The organism is Tabrizicola caldifontis (genome assembly GCF_004762095.1).
Lineage (GTDB): Bacteria > Pseudomonadota > Alphaproteobacteria > Rhodobacterales > Rhodobacteraceae > Tabrizicola > Tabrizicola caldifontis.
The window spans coordinates 15,124-37,531 of sequence record NZ_SIJH01000017.1 but is presented as its reverse complement, the minus strand read 5'-3'; the positions used below and the strand labels follow the sequence as shown (position 1 = coordinate 37,531).

Below are 22,408 nucleotides of genomic sequence, written 5' to 3'. Positions count from 1 at the left end.
CCCGGTGTATTCGCCGAAAGGACTTTTCCGATGACCAGACCCCCCCGCCTTGCGGTCGTGACCGTGGCCGATGACCTGCATGCCCATGTCCTGCGCAAGGTTCTGCGCGACCGCCACGCCTGCGACCTTGCCATCATCCATTCCGACCGCCTGGCCGCCACCGGCCTGGTGAACTGGTCCGCCGATGCCGCGCGCCCCGCCACGCTGCCCGATTGCGACGGCCGCCCGGTGGATCTGACGGCGCTGGACCTGATCTGGTGGCGCCGTCCTTCGGGCAAGGGCTGGAACCCGAACTCGGGCTTCCTGGCCAGCGTCACCGACGAGGCCGCCCGCGACCTGATCTACAACGACTGCGTGGCCGCGCTGAACGGGCTGGTGCAGACCGACTTCCGTGGAGCCTGGGTCAACCATCCCGAAGCCACCCGCCGGGCCGAGATGAAATTCGTCCAGCTGCGCGCCGCGCATCAGGCCGGGCTGAAGGTGCCGCGCACGCTGATCAGCCAGAACCCGCAGGAAATCCGTGCCTTCTGCGCGGGGGGGCGGATGATCGTGAAGGCCATCGCCGGCACCGTGAAGACGCCCCTGATGGCCCAGCCGGTCACGCCTGCGCTTCTGGCCAACGACGCCGCGCTGAGCCTGTCGCCCGCGATCTGGCAGGAACATATCGACGGCACCCGGCACCTGCGCGTCCATGTCTTCGGCGACCGGATCGTCGCGGCTGAGCTCGACTGCCCGGAACTCGGCTGGCGCGTTCACCTGGAAAAGACCGCCGTCAGCCCGGTCGGGCTTGACCCCGGCCTGACCGCGGCCTTGCGCCGGGTCATGGGTGCGCTGGACCTGCGGATGGGAATCTTCGACCTCAAGATCGACCCCGAGGGCCAGGTCTGGTGGCTGGAGGTCAACCCCCAGGGTCAGTTCCTGTTCATCGAGGGCATGTCCGGCCTTCCGCTGGCCGAACCCTTCTCCGCCTTCCTGCTGGACGAGGCCGACCGCCCCGCGGCCCGCGCCGCCTGACTTGCGTCCGGCTCTGGCTGGGCTAACCTGACCCAATGCGCAGCCTGACCCCTTCCGCCGCAACCACGCCTCCGGACCGGGCCGCGCAGGCGCGCACAAACCCTGTGCTGCCACACAGCCGATGCAGCGAAGCCTTCGCCTTGGCGCGTGACCGACGGCTGATCCGCGGCGGGGTGGTCGGTTGATGCCTGGCAGACCGCAGGTGGTGGCAGCCCCCGGCCCGGGGCCGTGGAAACGCCGTCAGATCCGCATCCTGGGATGGCTGGCGGGATTCTGGCTGGTGTCGGATCTGTGCTATTATTTTGTCCTGCCCGCGCTGGACATAGGCACCGATTACAACACCAATCCGCTGCCGGTTGCGACCTTCTACCTGTTCTGGTCGGGTCTGGCCGCCATCGTGTTCTGGCCGCTCTATTCGCGCTGGAACGCCGACGGCCCCTTTCCCACGCTGCGCAACCGGGTGCTGGCCGCGACGATCTGGATTGCCGCCTTTGCCGCCGCCATCGCCTTCCTGCACTGGGGCCTGCCTGCCCTGCCCAAGGCCACCTGGCCTGCCGAACTGGGCGAAGCACCCGACCTTCTGCTGGCCACGCCGGCCTATTTCTTCCCCAAGACGGTCGAGATCCTGTTTCAGCAGCTTCTGGTGCTGGCGATGATCGTCAGCCTGTCGATGGACGGCCTGCCGATGCGCACGCTGGCCCGGTTCTCGGCGCTGCTGTTCGGGGGCATGCACCTGCTGCTGGCGCTGTCCGGCCTGCCGCCGCGCGCGGTTCTCATCTTCCTTGGCGCTTCCAGCCTGTTCGGGGCGCTTCTGCCCTGGCTGATCCTGCGGACGCGCTTCGGCATCGCCGCCGCCTTCAGCCTGCACTGGGCCTTCTATGCCCTGGTTCTGGCCCAGGCGCGGCTGTTCGGCCCCCATGTCAGCCAGTCTGTCGTCGGCTAGACAAGCCCCCGACCATCGCCGTTGCCTTGTCCGCCGGGCTTTCGCCGCTACCATCGTGGGCACCTGTTCCGGTCCTGCCCATGCGCATCTGTCTTGCCCTTCCTGCCGCCGCCGGCCTCGCCGCCTTTCCGGCCCTGGCCGAGCCGCCCCGCATCAGCCTTGTCTTCGGCACCGACACGCTGGAAGCCCAGGCCGAAGACATCCGGGCCGTGCGTCGCATCGACGAGGCGCGCGGCTCTGCGCTGTTCATCCGCCTTTCACCGGCCTTCGATGCCGCCATGCTGGCGCTGACCTCTGCCCATGTCGGCGACACCGGCCGCCTGATGATCTGTGCCGAAACGGTGGTCGAGCCGGTCCTGCACGCGCCTATCGGCGAGGCGGTCTTCGTCATCTCCGACACCGACACCGCGCGGATCGACCGGCTTGAGGCCCTGCTTGCCGGCCCGTCCTGTGCCGAGGTGCCCGACGGCTGACCACCATGCCCGGGGCACCACCCGGACACCCTCTGGACAGCATTCCCCGGCCCTGCATAAATCACCGCAGGAGGTGACATGCCCATGCCCCGTTGCCCTGTCATTGGATGCTTGCCTGATCGGCACTAGGTGAGGTCGCAGCACAGGTTCAGGCCCCTGATCATGTCGGTGGGAACACTCGCACAGCGGAGCGGCGTTCGAGAGGAGGGAGCAGGTCGCCGGGCACAGATCGACGGGCTGCGCGCCCTGGCCATGATCGGTGTCCTGTACGTTCACCTTTACGACAAGAACCCGTTGACCGAGGGGCTGAGGGTGGCGCTGTTCTTTGTCGTCAGCGGCTTTCTGATCACACACATCCTCTACACCGCAAAGGAACGTGGCGGGCAGATCCGCATTCTGAACTTCTATGTCCGGCGCGCCCTGCGCCTGTTTCCGGCGTTGTGCATTCTGGTCGGTCTTGCAGCGTTTTTCGACATTGACGGTTTCCGCAGCGAGGCGCTGTGGCACCTTGCCCAACTGTCGAATGTGCGCTTCGTGATGATCGAGGCCTACCAGCCCTGGGTGCTCAGCCATCTGTGGAGCCTGAACGTGCTGGAACAGTTCTACCTGGTCTGGCCGGTCGTCATCCTGCTTCTGCCGTTGCCGCGCATTTATGTGGTGACGCTGGTCCTGATCACCGCCTTGACCTTCGTGTTTGCGAATGCCGAAGCCATGGGGATCAGCGGATGGGTCAAGCAACTTGTCCTTAGCGGGGCGCCTATTGCCTTCGGGGCCTTCGCCTATCTTCTGCAGCGCAACGACGCAGTTCGTCAGGTCGTTGTCACCCCGCTGGCGCTGGTGACAAGCACCGCGGTTCTGTTTTCGCCGCTTCTGCTGTGGGAAGGGTTCGGCAACAGCGACAGCTACCGCATCCTCAGCATGCCGGCCCTGGCAGTGATTGTTGTTGGGGCATTTCAAGGGTTTCGGGGGCCGGTCGGGTGGTTGCTTGGTTCCAGGCCGGCACGGTTCCTCAGTCAGATCAGCTATGGTGTCTACATGTATCACATGCTGGTCTGGTGGGCTGTGGGCGAGGCGTTTCCGGACCTCTATCAACGCGACCTGCGGACCTTTCTGGTGATCACCATACTGACGATGGTCGCGGCCACATTGTCGTGGTATCTGATTGAAGAGCCGATTTCCCGGCTCAAGCGTCATTTCCCCACCTCGACCCCGAACAGGACCGTGCGGAGGGATGGCGGATTTGATTTCCCGGCACCAACCTAGGGTTGCACCTTAGGCAGCGCCCAAAGGCCAGCCAGCAAAGCAACAGGACCACATGCCCGCAGACCCGAACCGCGCCCCGCGCCTGGCCGTTCTGATCGACGCCGACAACATCCCCGCCCGCCATATCGAGGCGGTGCTGGACGAACTCGCCGCCTATGGCGAGCCCTCGGTCCGCCGGGTCTATGGCGACTGGTCCTCGCAGGCGCTGTCGCAATGGAAGGAAAAGGCCCGCAATCTGGGCCTCGTCATGCACCAGCAATCGGCCAACACGAAGGGCAAGAACGCCAGCGACATCGGCCTTGTCATCGATGCGATGGACATCCTGCATGCCGGCAAGGTCGATGGCTTCGTGCTGGTGTCGTCGGACAGCGACTTCACCCGGCTGGCCAGCCGCATCCGCGAGGACGGGCTGCAGGTCATCGGGGTGGGCGAGAAGAAGACGCCCGAATCCCTGCGTAACGTCTGCAACCGTTTCCTGTTCCTCGAAAACATCGCCAACCCGCCCGAACCTGCCCCCGACACGCCGACCCCGGCCAAGCCTGCGAAGGAACCGGCAAAGGCCGAAAAGGATCCGCCGTCCAAGGCGATCCCGCTTGTCCTTGCCGCGATGAAGAAGATCGGGATCGAGGAAGACACCTATTCGCTCGGGCAGCTTGGCCAGGTGCTGACCCAGCTCTACCCCGATTTCGACAGCCGCAGCTACGGCTGCCAGAAACTCTCCGACCTCCTCAAGCGCACCGGCCGCTTCGAGGTGCTGAAGGGCGAGGGCAACCACCTGATCGTGCGCGATAAGGCCTGAGCCTAGAAGATCGTCGCCAGCCAGTCAGCAAACGCCGTCACCGCCGGCCGTCGCGGACCCTTGGGCAGCACCAGCGCATAGGTCACGACCGGCAGGCCGGACAGCGGCAGCCGCACCAGCCGCCCGGCCTCCAGATCGGCGCGGCAGATGATCTCGGTCGCGGTGGCCGCGCCCAGACCCTGCCGGCAGGCCGACATCTCGAGATGCGGACTGCCGACCTCCACCCGCCGCAGCCGGTCCGGGTCAAGGCCCGTGCCCGCCACCTCGGCCAGTTCCAGATGCCGGTCCGCGCCCATCACCCAGGGCATGTCCTGCGGATGCAGGCCACGGGCCAGCAGCGACGGCGCACAGACCGCGATCACGGGCGACCGGCAGAGCGGCCGGATCTCTTCGTCCGGGGCCTCTTCCCAGCCGTCGGAGAGAGCGCGGATTGCCATGTCGAAACCGTCACGCGCCAGGTCGATCCTTGCCGGGCTGGGCGATAGCGCCACCTCGACGCCGGGGTGCCGTGCCCAGAACTCGGGCAGGCGCGGCATGACATGGGTTTCGGCGATGAATGTCGTGGTGGTGACCCGAACGATCCTTCGCGCCTCGCGCTGGCGCAGGGCCTCGACCCCCGCCGCAATTGCTCCGAACCCTTCGGCTAGCGACCGCGCCAGCGCCTCGCCCGCCCCTGTCAGTGCCACGGTCCGCCCTGCACGGCGCACCAGCTGCACCCCCAGGTCGGCCTCCAGGGCGCGCACCGCCTGCGTTACCGCGGCGTGGGTGACGTTCAGCACACGGCCTGCCTCGGCAAAACTGCCGGCCTGGGCGGTAGCATCGAAGGCCCGCAACAACGACAGGGAAGGCAGGTCGCGCCATCGCATGACGTAATTTCATCTTACGTTCTGGGGATATTCCTGAGTTACGTTAGCCCAGTATTTCTGGCATTCCAATCGGAAATAGCTGACCTGGAACGTAAGCCATGCATGGCGTGAACCTCGACCTTCTGCAAACTACCCCCTACCATGCCGACGGCACGCCGCGCGATCGGCACGCCTTTCATCGCGCCGAACACCGCAAAGCCCTGCGCGAGACGCGGCAGGCCCGCAGGGTGGCGGCGCTGGCACGACTGCTGACCTGGTTTCATGCACGGAAATGCCGTCCCTCAGCGGCGCGGGTGCCAGACAGGTGCTAGGCTGGCAACGACCGTCGATGGCTTCGCCAAGTCTCGCGCCCTGCGACGAGAAGACGATGCCGCACCAGGCGCGGCCCGCAGGCAGACCCGCCCGTTCCAATCCCGGATAAGGCCGGGGCAACAGGGATGATGCCTGCAGAGGCAGAAGGAACCTAGTCCTGCACCTTCAGGACAATCTTGCCGACATGTGCGCCTGATTCCATCCGCCGATGTGCGGCGGCGGCATTGCGCAGGTCGAATTCGCTGTCCACCACGACCCTGAGCGCGCCCCGGGCGATCATGGGCCAGATGTTTTCTTCGACTTCGCGCGCGATACGGGCCTTGGCCAGATCGGACTGCGGCCGCAGGGTCGAGCCGGTCAGCGTCAGCCGCCGCATCATCAGCTCGGCAAAGTTCAGCGTCACCTTAGGCCCCTGCAGAAAGGCGATCTGCACCAGCCGCCCGTCATCGGCCAGGGCCTTGATGTTGCGCTCGATATAGGGTCCGCCCACCATGTCCAGGATCAGATCCGCCCCGCCCTGTTCCTTAAGGACGGCCACGAAATCCTGCGACCGGTGATTGATCGCCACATCGGCGCCAAGCTCGTGGCAGACTTGGCATTTCTCGTCCGTTCCGGCCGTGGCGAAAACCCTGGCCCCCAGCGCGCGTGCCATCTGAATCGCCGTCGTGCCGATGCCGGAGGTGCCACCGTGCACCAGAAACCGCTCTCCCGACTTCAGTCGCCCGCGCATCACCACATTCGACCAGACGGTAAAGCAGGTTTCCGGCAGGCAGGCGGCCTCGCGCAGGGACAGGCCCAGCGGGATCGGCAGGGCGTGCGCCTCATGGGTGACGGCATATTCGGCATAGCCGCCGCCCGGCAAAAGCGCGCAGACCTGATCGCCGATCTGCCAGCGCGTCACCCCCGGGCCCACCTCGACCACCGTGCCCGAACATTCCAGCCCCGGCAGCGGCGAGGCCGAGGGCGGTGGCGCATAGGCCCCGGCGCGTTGCAGCGCGTCGGGCCGGTTTACCCCGGCCCAGGCGACGCGGATGATGATCTGGCCATGGCCGGGCACGGGGACGGGCACCGAACAGGGCTGCAAGACTTCGGGCCCACCGGGGGCAGGGATTTCGACAGCCAGCATCGAATGCGAAAGGGTCATCACAAGATCTTTCAGGTCAGCGCGGGAAGCGTCCGGGCAGGTTGTCGGGAAGCCTGGGGGCGCGAATGCGGTCGAAGACCTTCATTGGGCCAGAGGCGAGCGCCTTGCCCAGCGGATTTTCCCGGACCTTCGTCTTCAGCTTCTCGAACTGCATCACGCCTTCTATTCGGCGGTCCAGGAAATCCCAGGTCGCCTGATGCCCGGGCGAATCGTCGCCCAGCCAATACAGGACCATCGCCCCGTAGACCGCCGACAGCGTCGCGCGTTTGGTGTACCAGTTCACGTCGCGCGAGGTATCGCCCAGGGCAGTCCAGATCCGGTCTGCTGTGGACCAGATCGCCCGCGCCCCGTCGGGCGCATGTTGTGGCAAGGAGAACAGGGTTGCCCCGCGCCGCACCAGTTCGCGATCCGCAAGCTCCAGCCTTGTGCGGACCGCGGTGACGATGCGGTCGCGGAAACGCATGGCCGACAGGTCCATGCTTGCAAGGCGCGCCGCCATCTCGGCGTCGCCCCGCGCGTGATAGGCCAGCGCCAGATCGACGCCGCCCCTTGGGTAAAGGGCCCGGGCCAGCGCAAGGTCAACCCCGGCATCCGATGCCGCGGCGCGCAGGGTGCGTTCGGACCAGCCATCGAAGGGCACATGCGACAGGGCCGCATCCAGCAGCCGGTCCTTCATGTCATCGGTCATCCGCTTCTCCGTTCCCTCTGGCGGTGGACAAGCCCCGCCCCCTTTGTTATAGGGCGCAGGCCTGCACATCATAGTGCAACTCTAGCTTAGGAAGGTGGTGACAACCACATGCAGGTCAGCGTCCGCGACAACAACGTCGAACAGGCTCTTCGTGCCCTGAAGAAGAAACTTCAGAGGGAAGGGGTGTTTCGGGAAATGAAGCTCAAGCAGCATTTCGAGAAGCCCTCGGTCAAGAAGGCACGGGAACAGGCCGAAGCGATCCGTCGCGCAAGGAAACTTGCCCGGAAAAAGCTTCAGCGTGAAGGCGGTCTGTAAGACACCGCGACACTGGGGCAGCGATGCCCGATCGATCAACCCCCGTCCCGATGGTCGGGGGTTTTTCGTTGCCCGCTTGACTTTCCCGCACCGGAAGGGGAACGGCTGAAGCCGCAAGAAGGGGCGGAAGATGCGCACAGTCCTGATCACCGGAACCGCCGGGTTCATCGGCTTTCATCTGGCAAAGGCCCTGCTGGCCGAAGGCTTCCGGGTCGTCGGCTATGACGGGATGACCGCCTATTACGACCCTGCCCTGAAACGCGCACGGCATCAGATCCTGCTGCAATCCCCCGGCTTCAGCTGCGAGGAAGGGATGCTGGAGGACATGCCCCGCCTGCAGGCGCTGGTCCGGCGCGAACGCCCTGACATCATCGTCAACCTCGCGGCCCAGGCCGGCGTGCGCTATTCGCTGGAAAATCCACGGTCCTATGTCGAAGCGAACCTGGTGGGCGCCTTCAACGTGCTGGAATGTGCCCGCGACGTTGGGGTGAGCCACCTGCTGATGGCCTCCACCTCGTCGGCTTATGGCGCCAATACCGAGATGCCCTTCGTCGAAACGCAGAAGACCGCCCATCCCCTGACGCTTTACGCCGCGACCAAGCAGGCGAACGAGGCGATGACGCATGCCTATGCGCATCTGTGGAAGCTGCCGACCACGTTGTTCCGCTTCTTCACCGTGTACGGGCCCTGGGGGCGACCGGACATGGCGCTGTTCAAGTTCGTCAGGGCCGCGCTGGCAGGCGAGCCGATCGAGGTCTACAACCATGGCCGGATGGCGCGCGACTTCACCTATGTCACCGACCTGGTGCGCGGCATCCGCTTGCTGATCGATACCCCGCCGGTAGAGCCGGCCAGTCCCGAGGACATCCAGCCCGGCGACAGCCTCAGCCCCGTCGCGCCCTGGCGGATCGTGAACATCGGAAACTCGACCCGCGTGCCGCTGATGACGTTCATCGACGAGATAGAGCGCGCCTTGGGCTTTCCGGTTGCGAAGGAATTCAAGGAGATGCAGAAGGGCGATGTGCCGGAGACCTGGGCCGATTGCAGCCTGTTGCAACGCCTGACCGGCTATCGCCCCGAAACCGGCGTGCGCGAGGGCGTGGCAGCCTTTGTCGCCTGGTATCGCGACTATTTCCAGGTCTGACCCCGACCCAGGATGCGCCCCGCGCCGCCCCCTTGTGGAAGGGGATAGGGGGTGATGAGCCTTTGCGGAGCCCCTCTCCCTCCCCCACAAGGGGGGGAGGGAAGCGCCTTGCGACTTGGCCGGAGTGATCGGGTCTAGACGGACAGCGCCGTGGTGCGCACCACCGTCCGCAAGGCGAAGGAGGACTGCATCTGCCGCACCCCCGGCAGGCGCGACAGGAACTGACGGTGGATGCGGGCGAAATCCTCGGTATCCTCGGCCATGATCTTCAGCAGGTAATCCGCCGTCCCCGCCATCAGGTGGCATTCCAGCAGGTCCGGCACCCGCGCCACTTCACGCTCGAAGGCATCCAGAAGCTCCTCTGCCTGGCTTTGCAGCGTGATCTCCACGAAGACGGTGGTCATCCGGCCCATCTTCCGCGGGTCCAGCAACGCGACATAGCCGGCGATGAACCCTTCTTCCTCCAGCCGCTGCACGCGGCGATGACAGGCCGAGGGCGACAGGTTCACCGCCTCTGACAGTTCGGCGTTGGTGATGCGGCCGTCCTTTTGCAGGACGGTCAGGATGCGGCGGTCTGTGGCGTCAAGATCCATGTCGCTGGTGATTTCTTCGGTCAAAAAGGCGTCTTGCGCAGAAATCTACTGCAACCTGCCCCTTCGGTCACCCGGAAATCAAAGCATTTTCACGGCAAGAGGCGCAAACTTTCCTCACAAGCATGACAGCGGGCCGCCGTGCCACGCAGGGAGACACACAGATGAAGATCGGATGCCCGAAAGAGATCAAGCCGCAGGAATTCCGCGTGGGCATGACCCCGGATGCCGCGCGCGAGGCCATCGCCCACGGCCATGAGGTGGTGATCGAGACTGGCGCCGGGGTTGGTGCCGGTTTTTCCGATGCCGACTATCTGGCCACCGGCGCCAGGATCCTGGACACGGCGGAAGAGGTCTTTGCCACCGCCGACATGATCGTGAAGGTCAAGGAACCACAGGCGGTCGAACGCAAGCGCCTGCGCCAGGGGCAGGTGCTGTTCACTTATCTGCATCTTGCGCCCGACCCGGAACAGACCAGGGATCTGCTGGCCAGCGGCGCCACCTGCATCGCCTATGAAACCGTCACCGACGCACGCGGCGGCCTGCCGCTGCTGGCCCCGATGTCCGAGGTTGCCGGCCGTCTGGCGCCGCAGGTCGGTGCCTGGACGCTGCAAAAGGCCAATGGCGGGCGCGGGGTGCTGCTGGGCGGCGTGCCGGGCGTGGCCCCGGCGAATGTGGTGATCATCGGCGGTGGCGTCGTGGGCACGGCGGCGGCGCGGGTTGCCGTGGGCATGGGCGCACGGGTGACGGTGCTGGACCGTTCGGTTCCGCGGCTGTCCTATCTGGACGACATCTTCCACGGCAAGCTGGTGACCCAGTATTCCAGCGCCGGCGCGTTGGCCGACTTGGTGCGGACCGCCGACATGGTGATCGGCGCGGTGCTGATCCCCGGCGCGGCGGCACCGAAGCTGATCAGCCGGGCGCAGCTGTCCGAGATGAAGCCAGGCGCGGTGCTGGTGGATGTGGCCATCGACCAGGGCGGCTGCTTCGAGACCTCGCGCCCGACCACGCATCAGGATCCGATCTACGAGGTGGATGGGATCATGCACTACTGTGTGGCCAACATGCCGGGCGCGGTGGCGCGCACCTCGACCCAGGCGCTGGGCAATGCGACGCTTCCCTTCATGCTTGCACTGGCCGACAAGGGCTGGCGGCGGGCCTGTGCCGAGGACCGGCATCTGCTGAACGGGCTGAACGTGCACGCCGGCAAGCTGACCTATGAAGCCGTAGGCAAGGCACTGGGCCTGCCCACGATTTCCGGCGAAGAGGCCCTGAAACTCTGATCCAGATCACGACGGACGCCCCCGTTTCGTGCATGAATGGGGCACCGGATGAAAGGTGCCCCATGACCCTGACAGGCCAGAAACCCTCTACCCTGATTCTCTGGGCCGTTCTTGCGCTGCCCGTCCTGCCGATGATCGGCCCGCTGTTGGGCGACGATCCGGAAGCCTTCCACCACCTTTTGCGCCCGACCGGCGAATGGGCCGCACGGTTCATGATCATCGGGATGATGGCGTCAGGGCTGATGCTGTTGTTCAAGGGGAAAAGCTGGCCGCGCTGGCTGCTTCACCACCGCCGCGACATCGAGGTGGCGGCCTTCGCCTATGCCGCGCTGCACACGTTGGTCTATGTGATCGACCGTGGCAGCCTTGACCGCATCATCGACGCGCTGAAGCACACCGAGATCTGGACCGGCTGGCTTGCCTTCCTGATCTTCGTGCCGCTCGCGCTGACGTCGAACGACGCCGCGCAACGCCGGATGCATGGGGGCTGGAAACTGTTGCAACGCGCCGCCTATCCGGCGGCGGTTCTGGTGTTGATCCACTGGGCCGCGCTGCACAACTGGGGCAGCTGGCAGCCCGCCGCCGTGCATTTCGCGCCGCTTGTCGCGCTGTGGGCCTATCGCGCATGGTACTGGTATCTGCGCGAAAGGCCCGGAAGGCCAGCTTGACCAGGCCCGCGGGGTTTGCCGCAGGCCGGTGTCCGGTGTTCAGCGCTTCTTCAGCTCGGCCAGGATTTCCTTCAGCAGGTCGTTGTCCGACGGTCCCGGGGGGGCGGTCGGGGCTGCTTCCTTCTTTGGCATCAGCCGGTTTACCGCCTTGACGATCAGGAACACCACCCAGGCCACGATAAGAAACTTGATGACCGCGTTGATGAAGCTGCCGATGGCAAACTTGGCGTCACCGATCGCAAAGCCCCAGCTCGAGAAGTCGATTCCGCCGACGATAAGCCCGATCAGCGGGTTGATCAGGTCATCGACGAGGGAGGTCACGATCGCGGTGAAGGCCGCCCCGATGACCACGCCAACGGCCAGGTCCAGAACATTGCCGCGCGCAATGAAGGTCTTGAATTCGTTAAGCATTCCACGGTTCCCTTTGTTCGCCTGCCTTGACCGGCAGTCGTTCTGACTTGACGGGTGCCGAAACCCGGACCGACTATTGCACAGGACAGGCGGTTCCCAACGGGAAATTTCACCAGACCCGGTCCGATCCGGTAGGGCTGGGCTCCGCTCGCCTCATCCGGGGGCACCTGCCGCTGCCGCCCCACAGCCCAGACGCTCAGCAAGGAGTGCCGCCTTCATCGACGAGCGATCGGGCCGGCGTCATCCTTCCAGGGGGTCGCCGTTGCGCTGGACGATCAGCACCCCGTGGTTGTTGTCGTCGTCGTCATCCGTGATGACGCGCGTCGATACGCCCGGCAGCTCGCCAAAGGCGCCGGACAGCTTCTTCGGATACAAGGTGGACGGCATCGACTGGAAACCCGGGGTCGAACGCAGCACGCTGGACGTGGCCTGCGTGCACATCGCCTTCGGCACGGCGCCATAGGCCTTCACCTCGCGCAGCACATGTTCGGCCACCTCGGGCGAGACATATACCTTCTGCTCGATCACGTCGTAGGTCTTGCGCGCGTGGTAGTCGATATAGAAGGCAAGGGCCTTGTCGGTCATGCCGAAATGCACGTCATTGCGTTCCGGCAGGCGGGGGTGATGCCAGGTTCCCGCCGGGTCGAAGATCACCCGCTCCGAAGCATTCACCAGGATCGCAGAATGCGCGCCCGAACCCGAGGACTTGTTGACCACCGTGTAAAGCGTGATCGACGGGGGGTCGTCCGAAACGAAGCGCGCGGCCTGCACCTGTTCCTCTGGCGCCCAGACCGGCTCGGCCCCGCAGGCCGCAAGACCGAAAAGCGCAGTCAGCGCAAGGACCAGGCGCAGCATCGGCATTCCGATGATCGCGGGATCAGGAGTTCGCCAGCGCAAGGAAGACGAGGATGGCCAGCGCGATGCCAGCCACCCAGACCGACATGCGGATGAAGCCCGCGAAGGTCTTTTCCTGTTCGCGGATGTCCATCGAGCCGTGCTTGTGTTCGGCGTGGTGCTGGTCGGCCATGGTTCCCGTTCCCCTTTTCATTGGTCGTTTCCATGCCCATAGCCGATTCACCCCCGGCTGTCACGGGGGCGCAGTCGCCCCAGCCCAGGCCTGGGCATTGCAGCCGTGCCGCCGCTTGCATCAGGCCACGCGTTCCCAAGCCCAGGCGCCGGTTGCGGTCAGGCACCGGGTGACCAGACCGCGCCGCATCAGGCAGTTCAGGTGCGCGACCGATTCCACCAAAGCCAGCGAGAACTCTGCCGCTCCGATCTCGCGCCGGAAAAGCGGCAGGAAGCAGTCGGTCGCGGTGCGCGGGGTGGCAAGGTGGTCTAGCAGACGCGCGAGCGCGCTTTCATGGTTCCCTATCATCTGCGTCAGGCGGAAGGGCAGGCCCGTGAAGGGCAGCTTGTGGCCCGGCAGGACCAGCTGGTCGTCGGACGCATGGGCCTGAAAGGCGCGGCAGCTTGCCAGCCATTCGGTCAACGGGTCGGCCTCGGGTTCGGTCGGATAGACCCCGATGTTGGCCGAGATTCCGGGCAGAAGCTGATCGCCGCCCAGCACGATGCCGTCGTCGGACCACAGCGTCGCATGGTCTGGTGCATGGCCCTGGCCAATGCGCACCGTCCAGTCGCGCCCGCCCGCGCGCAGCCGCTGCCCCTCGGTCAGCCGCATGAAGCCCAATGGCATCGGATCGACGACATCGGCAAAGTTGAAGGGTCTTTCCCCGGCCCGTTTCGCAAGCTCTGTCTCTGACAGCCCGGCTCGGCGGTAGAAGGTCAGCGCCTCAGGCGAAGGCCGGTCCTGCACGTCAAGGGTCAGCATCCGTGCGTAGAGCCAAGCCGTGCGGCTGGCCCAGAGCTCGGCCCCCCGGGACTGGAACCAGCCGGCAAGGCCCACATGATCCGGGTGGTGATGGGTAAGGATCAGCCTGGTCACGGGCTTGCCGGCCAGGGGGCCTGCCAGGATCCGCTGCCAGATCGCCTTCGACCGTTTGGAGGACAGGCCGGCGTCGATGATCGTCCAACCCTCGCCGTCATCCAGCGCATGGATGTTCACATGGTCCAGCGCCATCGGCAGCGGCAGGCGCAGCCACAGGATTCCCGGCGCTACCTCGATGGCCTCGCCTTCGCGGGGCGGGGCGTCGAAGGGATGAAGGATGGAGTCGGTCACGCGGCCAGATCCTTGGCGCTGAGGGCATAAAGCCCCGCCGCACCTTCGCGTGTCTGCGCCAGAAGCGCCAGATGCTCGGGCAGGAGACGACGGATGAAGAAACGCGCCAGCGGTTCGCGGGCAGGGTCGGCCAGCGTCGCTGCAAGATGCGCATCCGCCCCCAGTACCAGGGCAAAGCCGTGCAGATAGGGTACCGCTCCGGCGAAACGGTCGTTCGAAGCCTGCTGGACCAGCGCCCCGGTTGCCCAGCGGAGCGCATCCGCCGCTTGCCGGACCTCGCCCGCCAGATCGGGCAGCGTGTTCCGCGCGACCTCGGCTCTTTGCTGCACCTCGTCGATCAGCCGGAAGGCGGCATCGCCGCCATCGGCCAGCTTGCGCCCCACAAGGTCCATCGCCTGGATGCCGTTCGTCCCCTCGTAGATCGGGGTGATCCGCGCATCGCGCAGGAACTGCGCCGCGCCGGTTGCCTCGACATAGCCCATGCCGCCGTGAACCTGAATACCCAGCGAGGCGACCTCGCAGCCGATATCGGTGCCGAACGCCTTGGCGACGGGCGTAAGCAGCGCCGCGCGCGCCTGCCAGTGCGCCTCGCCCGTGGCGGTGGCCATGTCGATGGCGACGGCGCAGGCCAGCGCGATCGCGCGTGCGGCAAAGACCTTTGCCCGCATCGTGGCCAGCATCCGGCGCACGTCGGCGTGGTCCAGGATCGGCCCGTCCTTTGCCAGGGGCGTTGCCCCCTGATGCCGGTCGGTCGCATGGGCAAGCGCCTGCTGCAAGGCCGCCTCGGCCAGCCCGACGCCCTGCACTGCGACCGACAGGCGGGCGTTGTTCATCATGGTAAACATTGCCGCCATGCCCCTGTGCGGACCACCCACCAGCCAGCCCCTGGCACGGTCATACTGCATCACGCAGGTCGGACTGCCATGGATTCCCAGCTTGTGTTCCAGGCTGACCACGCGCAGAGCATTGCGCGGGCCGGGATTGCCGGCGGCGTCGGGAAGGAATTTCGGCACCATGAACAGGCTGATGCCCTTCGTTCCTTCTGTCGCATCCGGCAGGCGGGCCAGCACCAGATGGCAGACGTTCGACACCAGATCGCTGTCGCCCCAGGTGATGTAGATCTTCTGCCCGCTGATCGCATAGGTTCCGTCGCCCAGAGGTTCCGCCCTTGTCCGCAAGGCGCCCACATCGGTGCCTGCCTGCGGTTCCGTCAGGTTCATCGTGCCCGACCATTCGCCCGAGATCAGCTTCGGCAGATAAAGCGCCTTCAGTTCGTCGCTTGCATGATGTTCCAGCGCCTCGATCTGGCCCTTGGACAGCACGGGCTTCAGATGCAGCGCAAGGCAGGCGCCCGACATCATGTCGTCCACCGCCGTCGCCAGCGCGATCGGCAGCCCCATCCCGCCAAAGTGGGGGCTGGCCGCCATACCGACCCAGCTGCCTTCCGCCAGGGCCCGATACCCCTCGGCGAAGCCGGGCGTTGAGACAACCGCCCCGTTTTCCAGCCGCGCGGGATGCAGGTCTCCGGCCCGGTTCAGCGGGGCGAGAACATCCGTGGCAATCCGCCCGGCCTCGGTCAGGATTGCCTGCACCATGTCCGGCGTTGCCTCGGCAAAGCGCGCGGTGGCGGCGACCCGGGAAAAGCCCACGACGTGGTCCAGGATGAAGCGGATGTCCCTGACCGGGGCGCGATAGGGCATGTGATCCTCCGTCGGACGGCTTGGCAAGGCAGAGGGGCTGGCTTATGGACGGCCCAGGGCCGCACGCTAAGCCATTCCCTTCGCCCTTCAAGCCGGACGCTGCGTCAGAACCATGACCGAGATCCTCGCCCCCGACGATGCCGGAATCGCCCGGGCGGCAAGCCTGCTGGCAGCCGGAGAGCTTGTCGCCTTCCCGACCGAGACGGTCTATGGTCTGGGCGGCGATGCGCGTTCCGACCTGGCCGTGGCTCGGATCTTCGAGGCAAAGGGGCGCCCCAGCTTCAACCCGCTGATCGTGCATCTGCCCGATCTTGCCGCGGTGGAACGCGTGGCCGAGATCAGCGCACGGGCGCGCGATCTGGCCAGGGCCTTCTGGCCGGGGCCCCTGACGCTGGTCCTGCCTCTGCGCCACGGTGCGGTTTCGCCACTGGTCTCTGCGGGCCTTCCGACCGTGGCGGTGCGGGTGCCGGCCCATCCGCTGGCGCAGCGCCTGTTGCGCGCCTTTGGCGGGCCGGTCGCGGCACCTTCGGCCAACCCTTCGGGCCGCGTTTCGCCCACAAGGGCCGATCATGTGCTTAACGGGCTGTCTGGCCGCATCGCTGCCGTGCTGGACGGCGGCCCCTGCGCCGTTGGGCTGGAATCGACGATCCTTCTGCCCGACCCCGACCCTGTCCTTCTTCGCCCTGGCGGCCTGCCGGTCGAGGCCCTGGAGGCAGCATTGGGCGTCCCTGTTGCCATCGGCGGCGATGCGGGCAAGCCGATGTCGCCGGGCCAGCTTGCATCGCACTATGCCCCCGATGCGGCGCTGCGGCTGAACGCGACCGAAGCACAGCCGGGTGAGGTTCTGGTCGGCTTCGGCCCGGTCAGGGGCCAGCTCACCCTGTCCGAGACCGGCGATCTGGTGCAGGCGGCAGCGCGGCTGTTTCATGCCCTGCGCGAGGCCGACCGGCTTGCCGGCCCCGGCGGGCGTATCGCCTTTGCCCCGATACCTGAAACCGGCCTTGGCCGCGCAATCAATGATCGCCTGCGCCGGGCCGCGGCACCAAGGGGCTGAGCGCACGCGCCGACACTGCAACTGCGCCGGGCTTTCCCCTCTTGGCGTGCGTTCGCAGTTGCTGCAAGACTTGTGGCGTTATGATGCGCAGGAAATGCGCAGAGGCATGATGTAATTTGCCGTAACATTACTATGTGATGCCGACACCATTGGCGGAGGATTCCATGGCCGATTTCGAGACGCAGATCAGGGAAAGCCAAGCGCAGGTTGCCGAAGCGCAGGCGAAGATCTCTGCCATAACCAGCCGGATTGAGGCGGCCCGGTCGAAGCTGGACCAGGGAATCAGCCTGGACGTGGAGAATGCAACGCTGGAAGACGTGCACAAGCACACCGAATTGATGAACGCCAACATCGCCGAGCTGATTATGGGGCTGGACGACGTGACTGCCGGATTTTCCAGGGAATTCAGCGAGATGCGGTCGAAAACCGGGCTTGAGAGCTTTATCGGCATCTTCGCCCCGGCCAAGGCGGAATCGATGCGGCAGGAGCGGATGCGGGCGGCAACGATCGATGACAAGTTGCAGGATCTGATCTCCAAGTCGGACGTGATCGTGAAGCTGTTGCAGGGCCAGTTGGACCTGCTGAACACCCAGAAGGCGCGGGTAGAGGCGAATCTGGCCTCGACGCTGAGTGATCGCGAGGAAACCGTGGCGGCCCTGGAGGCGGTGCGGGCCGAGATCGCGGCGATGGATCCGAAGATCATCGAGCTGGAGAACCGGATTGCCGTCGAACAGGACGCGGCGGCACGGACGAAGCTGGAGACGGAGCTGGCGACGCTGAACGCGAAATACAACGCTCTGGTGCAGGACGAGCAGGTGAAGCTGGCGAAGTCGCAGACGCTGGAGCGGTATATCGAGAAGGGCAAGACCTGGGTTGACAGCTTGCAGAACCAGGCGGCGACGCAGCTGGTGCTGATCAACAAGCTGCAGACGGATACGAAGCAGCGGGTGGTGCTGTATGATGCGCTGACCTCCAGCTTGAAGACGGCGCAGCAGCAGGACGTGGCGCACCGGATCAACGAGATCGGGGTGAAGACCGACCAGGAGGCCCAGACCGCGATGGCGGCGATCGGGGCGGCGACGAACGACAAGATGGCCGACATGCTGGAAGCGCATGAGGGGCACATGGTGTTCGCGCGGCAGATCCTGGAGCAGAAGGCGAAGGCGGATGAACGCTTTGCGCGCAGGTTCGCGGCGATTGTCGAGAAACACGACAAGAACGCGTATGGAGAGTAGGGGCGCGGCATCATGGTCCTGCCCGTTCCTGTCCGTCCTGCCATGACCGCCTGGTCGCCGGTCGAGCATCAGAACTCCGGCCTGCACGCTGCGCCTCCCTCCCCCACGGGGGGGAGGGGTTGCACTGGCTGCACCTTGGCGCCAGGCGACGGGTCCGCTCATGCCTGACCCCACCGTCAAGGACGTCCTTACCTCGGACCATCACGAGCTGTACGACACGCTTACAGCGCGGCGCTATTTCGCCAAGTTCGGCACGATCTCGGGGCATCTGGGCCGGGTGGCGGCGGAGTTGGAGAATGAGGGGAAGCTGACGCGGACCGAGGCGCGGGTGCTTGGGCGGTATCTCATGGCGGTGGCGGGGACTTTCCGGGCGCTGTCGAACAAGTACCTGATGACAGGGCGGGGCGAGGGCGCCCCCAGGCTCACCATCGACCGGCATGAGAGCGGCTTTCCGGTGGCGCAGGAACTGATGATCATGGCGGTCGATGCCCAACAGGCCGCTAAGCATCTGGCGGGCATGCCTTCGGAGGCCGAGCTGAAGGACCGGATGATCCGGCAGATCGTGGGGGATTTGACCATCCCCACGGCGCTGCAATTCGCGCTGTCGCAACGGTATTACTACGAGGCGCTGCTGGCGGGCGGCATCTTCTGGGCGCGGAACGACCCGGATGCGCAGTGGGTCCGGGATCTTGGCGAGCGGCGGCACTTTCTGGTGCACTGGGCGGTCTGGGATACTCAGGCCAACCTGCCGGTGGTCTATCTGATGGATCTCGAGGATTCCGGCCGCAAGCCCCTGCCGACCGATGCCTACCGTTGGCCGCAGGCGCAGGCGGCGCTGATGGCGCAGTCGGTGGGCGGGCTGAAGCTTTTGACGATTGCCACGGGCTTCGACAAGGATTTCGACGACCTGCACCCGAAACGGCTGCGGCGGATCATCCTGGGGCCGATGTATTCGGCCAGTTTCACTCTGCAATCCGGCCCGATCTCGATGGTCCTGCAAGGGGCGAAGGCGCCGGAGGGCGAGGACTGGGCGCTGGTCTGGACGGTGGAGGATCTGGTCAGCGACCGCGAGGAGGCGGTGAAGGACGGGTGGTTTTCCTCGTCGCTGCGGCAGGTCTACAGGCTTGACCCGATCGCCGGGGCGGAGATCGGGGCCACGCGGCAGGACCGGATGATCATCCTGCCGGAACGGCCCTATCAGGTGCTGGTCGAGCAGAACCCGGCGGGGCTGCGCGGCTACAGAAAGTTCGTCGTGGGTGCCGGGGGGCGGCTCATTCCGACGTTGTGACCTGGGGCGGCTCCCGGGGCGCTGCCCCGGACCCCGGAGTATTTCTGAAAAGGGCAAATCCGGCCGGTCTTGCTCTTTTTCCAAATACTCCCGCCGGAGGCGAACGGTGGGGCGAGGGTTCTCGGTGGAGGAATTGATGAGCACGCGCGACACGATGGAGCTGAAGGAAGCGACGATCCGGGCGCAGTATGAGGCGGCCTTGGGGATGGTCTTCGGCTTCGATCATGCGCCGCGGCTGGCGAAGCCCTTGGTTCAGGCGGTTCAGGTGGAGCGGTCTCCGGGGGTTGGCACGCGGCCCACGTTCCGCTCGACCGTGCCGGGAATGGCGGCGCGGACGACGGCCAGGCCCGGGGGGGTGCGCCTGGCGGAGCGGATCGAGGGGCTGGGGGATGGGCTGGTCTCGCCCGTGCAGGCGGCGGTGCTGAACGCGCTGCGGCGGGCGCTGGCGATTGCGCTGGCGATGGGGGAGACGTTCTCGGCGCAGTCTGGTCTGGCGGAGCTGAAGAAGGCGAACCTGGAGGGGCGGGTGCCGGATGCCCGGCGGGCGGAGTTCGGGGAATTGTTGCAGGGCGAGGCGCTGGTGGTGCTGTTCACCTTCGCCAATGCGCTGGCCTATCTGATCGCGCCGCATGTCGGGCCGGGGACGGTGGAGCTGGGCGAGGTGGAGGAGGTGTTGACCGATAACGCTCCCCTCGCCTTGCAAGGCGCGCTGTGGGAGCTGGATCAGGACATCGGGGCGCTGGCGACGGATGACGCGAAGCTGGTGGCGGTGGTGTCGGCCTTTGCCGAGGCGCTGATGAAGAAGGTGCAGATCCGGGCGGAGAATGGGGCTCGGGTGTCGGTGTTTACTGGGGCCTCGTGGAAGGTCGAGGCGGACGGGCTGACCATCGCGGGGTTCAAGCCGGCGAAGGCGGCGAAGGGCGGCATGATCGCCATGGCCTTCAAGCAGCCGCATGAGGTGGTTGGGAACCACATCGCGAAGTATCAGTCCATGCGGCTGGCCAAGATGCTGATGGCCTATGACTTCGAGCGTCGGCTGAACCCGTTTGCGGAACTGGGCGGGTTCATCTTCACCTTCATGGGGGATGGCAGGCCGGGGACGGGGAAGACGACCCTCATTCAGATGATGGCGGGACTTCTGAACGATTACTGCAAGGTGGCGGGCTATCCGTTCCGCTACCAGAACTTCTCCATCGACCAGATCGACAGCTATCAGGGCAAGTCGGGGCAGAACGCCAAGGCCTTCATCGATGCGATCCTCGACCCTTCGGTCATCGGCTTCGGCACCATCGACGACATCGACCAGGTGGCCGGCAAACGGGGCGACCGGCAGTCCAGCGCGGGGCAACAGGAGGTGACGGCGGTCTTCATGCAGGCCTTTGCGGGCGCAGGGACGGTGGTGCGGGGGAACTGCACCTTCGGGATGTTCAGTAATTACCCGGAGAACGTGGACGACGCCCTGCGGCAAAGGGCCGGGGCACGGTTCCTGGTGGACGGGCCGCAGACGAAGGAGGATTACATCGACATCCTCTCGCTTCTCTTGGGGAAGAACCATTCCATCCCCGTTGGGGACCATCAGTTGTTCGCTGCGCAGGAGATCAGGAAGGCCGTCGCCGCCAGCTTCGAGGGGCATTCGAAGCCGCAGGAAGAGGGCTTGATGAGGGTGTGGGAGAAGGTGTCGGCCGAGATCGGGAAGCTGGATACGCTGGCGAAGATCGGGGCCTATCTGAAGGCGATCCAGCAGGCGGATGAGCGGTTCACGGGCCGGGCGATCAAGAACATCACCGATGCGGTGAAGGTCCGGGCGATGGACTTCGAGCTGCCGGACGAGTGGATGGAGGAGCCGGACCTGTTCCTCTTCAAGCCCTATGACGAGAAGCTGGCGATGATCAAAGGGCTGATGACGCCGATCACGGTGGACATGGTGATCCAGGAGATCAACCGCTACGCCGACAGCGAGTTCCGCTATGCCGACAAGTCGGACGAGGTGGCCATCGAGGCGATGGTGCGCGAGTTCGGTCGGACGGAAGAGGCGAAGCGGCGGTATCTGGAGCGCAAATGACCGAAGCCCTGCGCGTCACCCTCTGGAACTCCATCCTGGCGCTGGCGGGGTTGTGCGCGCTGGTGGCGAGGTTGCCGGGGTGGCTGACGGCGCCGGGGAACCTTTCGCAGGCGCGGCTTGCGCGGGCGGTGGGGGTGACGGCTGTGGTGGCGCTGGTCGTGGGGGCCGTGCTGGCGGCCGGGCTTTACGCGGCGATCAACAAGTGGGTCTGGGCGGGGGTTCTGGCAGCCCCACTTGATCGGGCGGGGTTCTTCCTGGGCCGCTCGCCGCTGTTCGCGCTCTTGTGGGGGCCGGTCCTGGGCTTCGTCTGGCTGGTGAAGGCACAGGAGCTGAACCTGCGGTTGGGGATGCGGATGGTGGATGGTGAAGGTTCTGGTCACAGGGGTGAGGCATGACCGGCATTCAACCGATCACCCGACAACGCGCGAAGAAGCTGCGGGCGGAGATGACGCCGCAGGAGCGGAAGGTCTGGGCCAAGCTGCGGGAGTTGAACCGGATGCTGGGGCTGCATTTCCGGGGGCAAGCTCCGATTGGGCCGTTCATCGCGGATTTCGCGGATCTGGGGCGGCGATTGGTGATCGAGATCGATGGGGGTGGCCATGGTGGACCTCGTGACATGGCGAGGGATGAGTGGTTAGCGGCGCAGGGGTTTCAGGTGGTGCGGTTCTGGAATTCGGAGGTGTCGGGGAATATCGAGGGGGTGATGCAAGTGATCTTCGATGCGGTGAGCGGTGAGGATTTGGCTGAAGGCGTGCCCCCCACCCCCATCCCCTCCCCACGAGGGGGAGGAGAGGCACTTGGGGTTGGCGGTGTGCGTTATAGGCTGGCGGAGTCGCATTTGGCTGACGCCCCCCACCCCATCCCTCTGCCACGCGGGGGGAGGGAGGCGCTTCCGAAGATGCGTTGAGCGGGGCGGTTGATGCGGGATCCTCCCCTCCCCCTCGTGGGGAGGGGAGGGGGGTGGGGGGCTCGCCGGCAGC

The 22,408-nt window shown here is 65.8% G+C and carries 25 protein-coding genes; 16 read left to right on the top strand and 9 right to left on the bottom strand.

The genetic code is table 11. From position 1 onward, the window contains the following. The first annotated feature begins 30 nt into the window (after nucleotides 1-30). The 5 genes from EYB42_RS14635 to EYB42_RS14615 all read left to right on the top strand — a co-directional run bounded on the left by EYB42_RS14635 (nucleotide 31) and on the right by EYB42_RS14615 (nucleotide 4,492). Nucleotides 31-1,014, top strand: a complete 984-nt coding sequence (locus tag EYB42_RS14635) for a hypothetical protein (RefSeq protein ID WP_135450868.1) — start codon at nucleotides 31-33, stop codon at nucleotides 1,012-1,014. Between the two features lie 184 nt (nucleotides 1,015-1,198). Then, nucleotides 1,199-1,957 carry a hypothetical protein gene (locus EYB42_RS14630; protein ID WP_135450867.1) on the top strand — a complete coding sequence of 253 codons (759 nt, stop codon included), beginning with the start codon at nucleotides 1,199-1,201 and terminating at the stop codon, nucleotides 1,955-1,957. An 80-nt stretch (nucleotides 1,958-2,037) separates the two neighbouring features. Next, the gene (locus tag EYB42_RS14625) at nucleotides 2,038-2,430 is read left to right on the top strand and encodes a hypothetical protein (RefSeq protein WP_135450866.1); all 393 of its coding nucleotides are present in this window, start codon (nucleotides 2,038-2,040) and stop codon (nucleotides 2,428-2,430) included. Between the two features lie 162 nt (nucleotides 2,431-2,592). Then, nucleotides 2,593-3,693 carry an acyltransferase family protein gene (locus tag EYB42_RS14620; RefSeq protein WP_135450865.1) on the top strand — a complete coding sequence of 367 codons (1,101 nt, stop codon included), beginning with the start codon at nucleotides 2,593-2,595 and terminating at the stop codon, nucleotides 3,691-3,693. A gap of 52 nt (nucleotides 3,694-3,745) precedes the next feature. Then, nucleotides 3,746-4,492: an NYN domain-containing protein gene (locus EYB42_RS14615; protein ID WP_135450864.1), complete on the top strand. Its 747-nt coding sequence runs from the start codon at nucleotides 3,746-3,748 to the stop codon at nucleotides 4,490-4,492. Nucleotides 4,493-4,494: 2 nt separating this feature from the next. Here EYB42_RS14615 and EYB42_RS14610 read toward each other — a convergent pair whose 3' ends face one another. Beyond that, complete coding sequence (locus EYB42_RS14610) at nucleotides 4,495-5,358, bottom strand: LysR family transcriptional regulator (protein ID WP_135450863.1); 864 nt, start codon at nucleotides 5,356-5,358, stop codon at nucleotides 4,495-4,497. Nucleotides 5,359-5,456: 98 nt separating this feature from the next. On the opposite strand from EYB42_RS14610, the gene EYB42_RS14605 reads away from it, so the two are divergent. Further along, on the top strand, nucleotides 5,457-5,669 hold the full coding sequence (locus tag EYB42_RS14605; RefSeq protein WP_135450862.1) for a hypothetical protein: 213 nt from the start codon (nucleotides 5,457-5,459) through the stop codon (nucleotides 5,667-5,669). A 152-nt stretch (nucleotides 5,670-5,821) separates the two neighbouring features. Here EYB42_RS14605 and EYB42_RS14600 read toward each other — a convergent pair whose 3' ends face one another. Together EYB42_RS14600 and EYB42_RS14595 are read right to left on the bottom strand one after the other, a co-directional pair. Further along, nucleotides 5,822-6,814 carry an NAD(P)H-quinone oxidoreductase gene (locus EYB42_RS14600; RefSeq protein ID WP_135450861.1) on the bottom strand — a complete coding sequence of 331 codons (993 nt, stop codon included), beginning with the start codon at nucleotides 6,812-6,814 and terminating at the stop codon, nucleotides 5,822-5,824. A 16-nt stretch (nucleotides 6,815-6,830) separates the two neighbouring features. Continuing rightward, nucleotides 6,831-7,502: a COQ9 family protein gene (locus EYB42_RS14595; RefSeq protein WP_135450860.1), complete on the bottom strand. Its 672-nt coding sequence runs from the start codon at nucleotides 7,500-7,502 to the stop codon at nucleotides 6,831-6,833. Nucleotides 7,503-7,610: 108 nt separating this feature from the next. Here EYB42_RS14595 and rpsU point away from each other — a divergent pair, with 108 nt between their 5' ends. Both rpsU and EYB42_RS14585 read left to right on the top strand, forming a co-directional pair. Next, nucleotides 7,611-7,817 carry a 30S ribosomal protein S21 gene (rpsU, locus tag EYB42_RS14590; protein ID WP_081647654.1) on the top strand — a complete coding sequence of 69 codons (207 nt, stop codon included), beginning with the start codon at nucleotides 7,611-7,613 and terminating at the stop codon, nucleotides 7,815-7,817. A gap of 130 nt (nucleotides 7,818-7,947) precedes the next feature. Beyond that, nucleotides 7,948-8,961 (top strand): SDR family NAD(P)-dependent oxidoreductase, encoded by a 1,014-nt coding sequence (locus EYB42_RS14585; protein ID WP_135450859.1) that lies wholly within the window; start codon nucleotides 7,948-7,950, stop codon nucleotides 8,959-8,961. Nucleotides 8,962-9,095: 134 nt separating this feature from the next. Here the strand turns inward: EYB42_RS14585 and EYB42_RS14580 are convergent, their stop codons facing one another. Further along, the gene (locus tag EYB42_RS14580) at nucleotides 9,096-9,554 is read right to left on the bottom strand and encodes an Lrp/AsnC family transcriptional regulator (RefSeq protein WP_135450858.1); all 459 of its coding nucleotides are present in this window, start codon (nucleotides 9,552-9,554) and stop codon (nucleotides 9,096-9,098) included. Between the two features lie 161 nt (nucleotides 9,555-9,715). On the opposite strand from EYB42_RS14580, the gene ald reads away from it, so the two are divergent. Further along, on the top strand, nucleotides 9,716-10,834 hold the full coding sequence (gene ald / locus EYB42_RS14575; protein ID WP_135450857.1) for an alanine dehydrogenase: 1,119 nt from the start codon (nucleotides 9,716-9,718) through the stop codon (nucleotides 10,832-10,834). Nucleotides 10,835-10,896: 62 nt separating this feature from the next. Continuing rightward, nucleotides 10,897-11,502 carry a protein-methionine-sulfoxide reductase heme-binding subunit MsrQ gene (locus tag EYB42_RS14570; RefSeq protein ID WP_135450856.1) on the top strand — a complete coding sequence of 202 codons (606 nt, stop codon included), beginning with the start codon at nucleotides 10,897-10,899 and terminating at the stop codon, nucleotides 11,500-11,502. 39 nt (nucleotides 11,503-11,541) lie between these two features. On the opposite strand, the gene mscL is transcribed toward EYB42_RS14570, so the two are convergent. The 5 genes from mscL to EYB42_RS14545 form a co-directional block, all read right to left on the bottom strand. Further along, a complete protein-coding gene (gene mscL / locus EYB42_RS14565; RefSeq protein ID WP_135450855.1) occupies nucleotides 11,542-11,913 on the bottom strand; it encodes a large conductance mechanosensitive channel protein MscL in 372 nt (123 codons plus the stop codon). A 240-nt stretch (nucleotides 11,914-12,153) separates the two neighbouring features. Beyond that, entirely contained in the window at nucleotides 12,154-12,765 is a 612-nt protein-coding gene (locus tag EYB42_RS14560) for a hypothetical protein (protein WP_394346496.1), read from the bottom strand. A 25-nt stretch (nucleotides 12,766-12,790) separates the two neighbouring features. Further along, on the bottom strand, nucleotides 12,791-12,961 hold the full coding sequence (locus EYB42_RS14555; RefSeq protein ID WP_346763311.1) for an aa3-type cytochrome c oxidase subunit IV: 171 nt from the start codon (nucleotides 12,959-12,961) through the stop codon (nucleotides 12,791-12,793). Between the two features lie 99 nt (nucleotides 12,962-13,060). Further along, on the bottom strand, nucleotides 13,061-14,089 hold the full coding sequence (locus EYB42_RS14550) for an MBL fold metallo-hydrolase (protein WP_240784188.1): 1,029 nt from the start codon (nucleotides 14,087-14,089) through the stop codon (nucleotides 13,061-13,063). Next, nucleotides 14,086-15,789, bottom strand: a complete 1,704-nt coding sequence (locus tag EYB42_RS14545) for an acyl-CoA dehydrogenase (RefSeq protein WP_135450854.1) — start codon at nucleotides 15,787-15,789, stop codon at nucleotides 14,086-14,088. The genes EYB42_RS14550 and EYB42_RS14545 overlap by 4 nt, the downstream gene beginning before the upstream one ends. Before the next feature lie 112 nt (nucleotides 15,790-15,901). Here EYB42_RS14545 and EYB42_RS14540 point away from each other — a divergent pair, with 112 nt between their 5' ends. From EYB42_RS14540 to EYB42_RS14515, 6 genes are all read left to right on the top strand, one after another. After that, nucleotides 15,902-16,843, top strand: coding sequence for an L-threonylcarbamoyladenylate synthase (locus EYB42_RS14540; protein ID WP_135450853.1), 942 nt, complete (start codon nucleotides 15,902-15,904; stop codon nucleotides 16,841-16,843). 164 nt (nucleotides 16,844-17,007) lie between these two features. Then, nucleotides 17,008-18,078, top strand: a complete 1,071-nt coding sequence (locus tag EYB42_RS14535) for a hypothetical protein (RefSeq protein WP_205909996.1) — start codon at nucleotides 17,008-17,010, stop codon at nucleotides 18,076-18,078. Nucleotides 18,079-18,238: 160 nt separating this feature from the next. Then, nucleotides 18,239-19,366, top strand: coding sequence for a hypothetical protein (locus EYB42_RS14530; protein ID WP_135450851.1), 1,128 nt, complete (start codon nucleotides 18,239-18,241; stop codon nucleotides 19,364-19,366). A gap of 136 nt (nucleotides 19,367-19,502) precedes the next feature. Beyond that, nucleotides 19,503-21,428, top strand: coding sequence for an AAA family ATPase (locus EYB42_RS14525; protein WP_394346495.1), 1,926 nt, complete (start codon nucleotides 19,503-19,505; stop codon nucleotides 21,426-21,428). Next, on the top strand, nucleotides 21,425-21,823 hold the full coding sequence (locus EYB42_RS14520; RefSeq protein ID WP_135450850.1) for a hypothetical protein: 399 nt from the start codon (nucleotides 21,425-21,427) through the stop codon (nucleotides 21,821-21,823). The genes EYB42_RS14525 and EYB42_RS14520 overlap by 4 nt, the downstream gene beginning before the upstream one ends. Further along, nucleotides 21,820-22,335 carry an endonuclease domain-containing protein gene (locus EYB42_RS14515; RefSeq protein ID WP_135450849.1) on the top strand — a complete coding sequence of 172 codons (516 nt, stop codon included), beginning with the start codon at nucleotides 21,820-21,822 and terminating at the stop codon, nucleotides 22,333-22,335. Before EYB42_RS14520 ends, EYB42_RS14515 begins: the two co-directional genes overlap by 4 nt. Nucleotides 22,336-22,408: the final 73 nt, after the last annotated feature.